The following is a 3,973-nucleotide window of genomic DNA, read 5'->3' on the forward strand; positions in this document are numbered from 1 at the left end:
AGCTCGCCGAGGACCAGCGCGACCAGCGCCCAGGCCAGCGCGAACAGCATGGTGGCCAGCTCCGGCCGCGGCGCCGGGAACGGGTCGCCCGGGGCGCCCCCGGTGTAGCGGGCGATCGCGAAGTAGGCGGAGAGGCCGCCGAGCGTCCCGGCCCACGCGAACCGCCGGTGCCCCGTGTACAGGGCGGCCCCGATCGCCACGAACGCCGCGACCGGCACGGGACCGTAGGGGTAGCCGCGCAGGAAGTACAGGCCCGTGATCAGCCCGGCGGCCCCCAGCGCGACCCTGGGGGCCCGGCGGCGCACCAGCAGGACGGCCGGGCCGCCGACCAGCAGCACGAACGCCAGCGCGTCCAGGGACGTCGCCGGGGGCGTGTGCGGCGGGCCATGGTCCCAGCGCCGGTGCGCGGCGCCCTCGGTGCCGGCGACCTGGAACAGCGCCAGGAATACCGGCACGACCCACACGGGCCACGCCGCCGGCCGCAGCCGTGGGCCGGCCCGCCAGGGCGCGGCGGACGGTGCGGAGACGCTCATGCCCGAACCCTAGGGCGGCCGGGAGCCGGCCCGCGTCCGCCGCCGGGAGGGACCGCTCCTACTCCCGCGGGCGTATGCGGCTCAGCGCCGCCCCTCGGGGAACGGCCGGGGCGTTCGGCCCGGCGGGCGGGGTCACTCGCCCTGGAGGTTGGCGGAGAACCAGAGGGCGATCTGGGGCATCTGGCCGCGCCAGGAGGCGAGCGAGGGGCCAGGCCCCGAGACGAGCGTCTTCTGCACGCGCATCGGGGGCTTGGCGCGCGCGACGAACACATCGGTCTGCTGAAGCTGGCGCATCGCGTTCGTACTTACTGTGAGCAGCATCGAGATCGGGGGCGGCGGCATGTTCTCGAGCCGCCAGATCAGCTCCTGCTCCAGGCGGTAGTCGACGCTGCCGCCGAACAAGTCGCCCGCCCAGGGGCCGCGCGGTCCGTTCGGTGCGCCCTCGCCGCCCTGGCCGGGCTGGTCGTTGGCGGTGAGCCCGGAGGGGACCTCGGAGGACAGGCCGAAGGTCGCGTTGATCGTCGCGGCGGTGCCGAACCGGGCGGAGTCGGTCATCGCAAGCCGCGCCGCGCACTGGCCGCTGCTGCCGAAGCCGAGCACGCCCCAGCCCCGGTGGTCGGCCGGCAGGTGGTAGACCTCGCGCAGCGCGAGCGGGACGTCCTGCGCGTAGAAGGAGAGCGCCTGCCCGGTGCCCTTGCCGGGCAGGTTCAGGCAGGCCGCCGGGTGGGTGCCGGGATTGGCCGGGCTTTTCACGCCGCCGCCGGTCGTGCCGCCGCCCGCGGGCCGCTCGGCGGCCTGGGTGAGGCCCTTCACCGACCGCATCATCACGTAGACGACCGGCTGCGCCCGGTTCGCCGCCGTGAGCTTGGAAGCCTCCTCCGGCAGGTGCGCCTGCCGGATCCAGGCGAGCCTGTCGTCGGACGGCCCGGACCCGCCGGAGATCGCCAGCACGACCGGCAGCCGCTTGCCCCGGTTCTGCGGCTGGAAGTACTGCGGCGGCAGGTAGGCGAACGCCTCGGCGGTGAGCCCGGTGGTCGCGCCGGTGATCTGCAGCCGGTCGACACGGCCGTCCACCTTGGGGTCGGCGGGACGGCCCGGCCGGCGCGGGCCGAGCGTGGTCGGGGTGCGCTTGACGAGCTTGCCGAGCGTGGTCTCCTTGCCCCGGCTCGGCTGGACGGTCTGCACCTTCTCGTTGGACCGGACGGGGCCGAACAGGTCGTCCCAGGTGTTGTAGAACACGAACCAGCGGTTCACCAGCAGGACGATCGCGAGGGTCAGCGCGACCTGGGAGGCGCCCAGCAGCACCGTGCGGGCGCCGAGCCGTTTCAGCCCGCCGCCCGCGAGCCGCGGCCACAGCCACAGCGTGCCGATCCCGAGGACGGCGGCGAGCAGGCAGACGAGCCCGATGAACGAGAGGTTCGAGGGTTCCACGTCACTCCCCCTGGAGGTGGTCGCTCAGCCACGTGATCGTGGGAGGGATGTACTTGCGGAACGCCTTGAAGTTGTGGCCGCCGGAGGGGAGCATCCACTTGTCCACGACCAGCGGGGGACGCGCCGCCGCCATGAACTTCTGCGCCGACGGGTAGGTCTTCTCGCCGGTCAGGGCGGACGCCACCAGGATCGAGACGGGCGGCTGCGGCAGGTTCTTCAGCCGCCAGGTCAGGTTGCTGCTGTTGCGCAGGGCCTTGCTGCCGCCGTACAGGTCGCGGGTGGTGGTGTCGAGCAGCGCGTGGAAGTGCCCGGCCATGCTGGACGCGGCGGAGAACCGGTCGGCGTGCAGCATCGCCAGCTTCGTCGCGCAGAAGCCGCCGGTGGAGTACCCGGCGAGGCCCCAGCCGCGCCGGTCGCGGGCGACCCGGCCCTTGTAGGTCTGGGTGACGGCGTCCGGGATGTCCTGGGCGAAGAACGTCTCGACCTGGGGGCCGCGCGGCACGTCGGCGCACTCGGTGTCCCAGCCGTTCTCGACGGTCGGGCGCATCATCACGTAGATCATCGGCTTGGCCTTGCCCGTCGACATCTGGAGGAACGCCTCCTCGGGGACGTGCCCCTTGTCGATCCAGGTGAGCCGGTCGGCGGCCGGGTAGCCCGCGATGAACAGCGCCACCGGGAACCGGGTGACGGCGTACTTCTTCTGGAAGTACTGCGGCGGGAGGTACACGTACGCCTCGGACCGCAGGCCCGTTCGCACGCCCTGGATGTCCAGGTGCTGGACGAGTCCGTCCTTGGCGGGGGTGCGGCCGTGGCCGGGGCCGAGCTGCGCCGCCGGGGTGACCTTGACCTGCGAGGACGCGGTGGCGTTCGGGTTGCTCGGGGGTTTCTCGGTGACCTGGGCCTTGCCGCCTGCCGCGCCGAGCAGGTCCGACCAGCTGCCGTAGAACAGGTAGTACTTGTTCACCGCGGTCAGCACGAGCGCGACGATCACCAGCTGGACGCCGGCCATCACGCCGGCCCGTCCGGCCAGGGCGAGCGGCCCCCGCCCCGCCAGCCGGTTCCAGCCGCGCAGCACGACGAGGGCCACCACCAGGGCGAGGACCAGCAGGAGCAGGACGAGGAGCCCCCAGCTCGTCAATCCCAGCATTGTGTTGCTCCCCCTAGTGGTTCATGCTTCGCCCCGTTTTGCGGGCGCCCTTTGAGAACTCGGCAAACATGCGGCAGAGTTCCAGCAAAGATTCAGAAACTGGATCGTAATGGGCGCACGAACGCCTCGGGCGACTCCGTGCGGTCACCCTACCGACCTGAGGGTTAGGCGCACGTTTACCGTGTGCCCGAGATCACTCAGCCCGGCGCAGTGGTGGCGGGCCGTCCGTCCGGGGGCGGGGGAGCAGGCGCCGGCGAGGCGTTCCAGGGGTGCGGGACGGCGCTCAGCCCGCGAGCCATTCTCCCGTCTCGACGCTGACCAGGCCGTGCCGCGCGGCCTCGATCACGGCCTCGCGCTGGGAGTGCACGCCGAGCTTGCTGAGCACCGACTGGACGTGGCTGCGGGCGGTGCTGCGGGTGACGCCCATCGCCTTGGCGAGCGTCTGCGTGGACTCGCCGCGCGCGAGCCGGGTCAGCACCTCGCGCTCACGCGGAGTGAGGAACCGTGCGACCCGCTGCGCCTGGCTCTGCCCCGGGACGCCGGGACGGGCGTCCGGACGGCGCGGAGCGGCCCGCTCGGCGACGATCTCGCCGCGGCCGACCCGGCGCAGCACCGCGAGGATGTCGCCCGCCTGCTGGCCCTTGTGCGCGAACCCGCGCACCCCGGCGGTCAGGCCCGCCGCGAGGACCGGCGGCTCCAGGTAGCCGGTCAGCACCACGAACCGGGTGGACGGCGCGGCCGCGCGCAGCCGGGGCATCCACTCCAGCGCGGTGGTGCCGGGGAAGTTGAGGTCGATGAGGCACAGGTCGGCCCGGCGGGCGCGCAGCACGGTGAGCAGCTCGGCGGGCGAGTCGACCTGGCC

3 protein-coding genes and 1 pseudogene are annotated in these 3,973 nt (G+C 73.3%); all 4 read right to left on the minus strand.

Annotated elements, in window-relative coordinates; all coding sequences use genetic code 11:
• Positions 1-533 (minus strand): annotated as a pseudogene (locus tag AB0J52_RS30700) (hypothetical protein); the annotation flags it as partial.
• A gap of 132 nt (positions 534-665) precedes the next feature.
• Positions 666-1,964, minus strand: coding sequence for an alpha/beta hydrolase (locus AB0J52_RS30705; protein ID WP_500186168.1), 1,299 nt, complete (start codon positions 1,962-1,964; stop codon positions 666-668).
• A gap of 1 nt (position 1,965) precedes the next feature.
• A complete protein-coding gene (locus tag AB0J52_RS30710; RefSeq protein ID WP_500186170.1) occupies positions 1,966-3,111 on the minus strand; it encodes an alpha/beta hydrolase in 1,146 nt (381 codons plus the stop codon).
• Between the two features lie 283 nt (positions 3,112-3,394).
• Positions 3,395-3,973 (minus strand): LuxR C-terminal-related transcriptional regulator (locus AB0J52_RS30715; protein ID WP_500186171.1); only part of this gene is annotated, 579 nt, incomplete at its 5' end.

Origin of the sequence: Spirillospora sp. NPDC049652 (assembly GCF_040675125.1) — a bacterium.
In the GTDB taxonomy this organism is placed as follows: Bacteria; Actinomycetota; Actinomycetes; order Streptosporangiales; family Streptosporangiaceae; genus Spirillospora.

Excerpts from the sequence above, each read along its gene's own strand:
- AB0J52_RS30710 (WP_500186170.1), bottom strand. The coding sequence starts at position 3,111 with ATGCTGGGATTGACGAGCTGGGGGCTCCTCGTCCTGCTCCTGCTGGTC.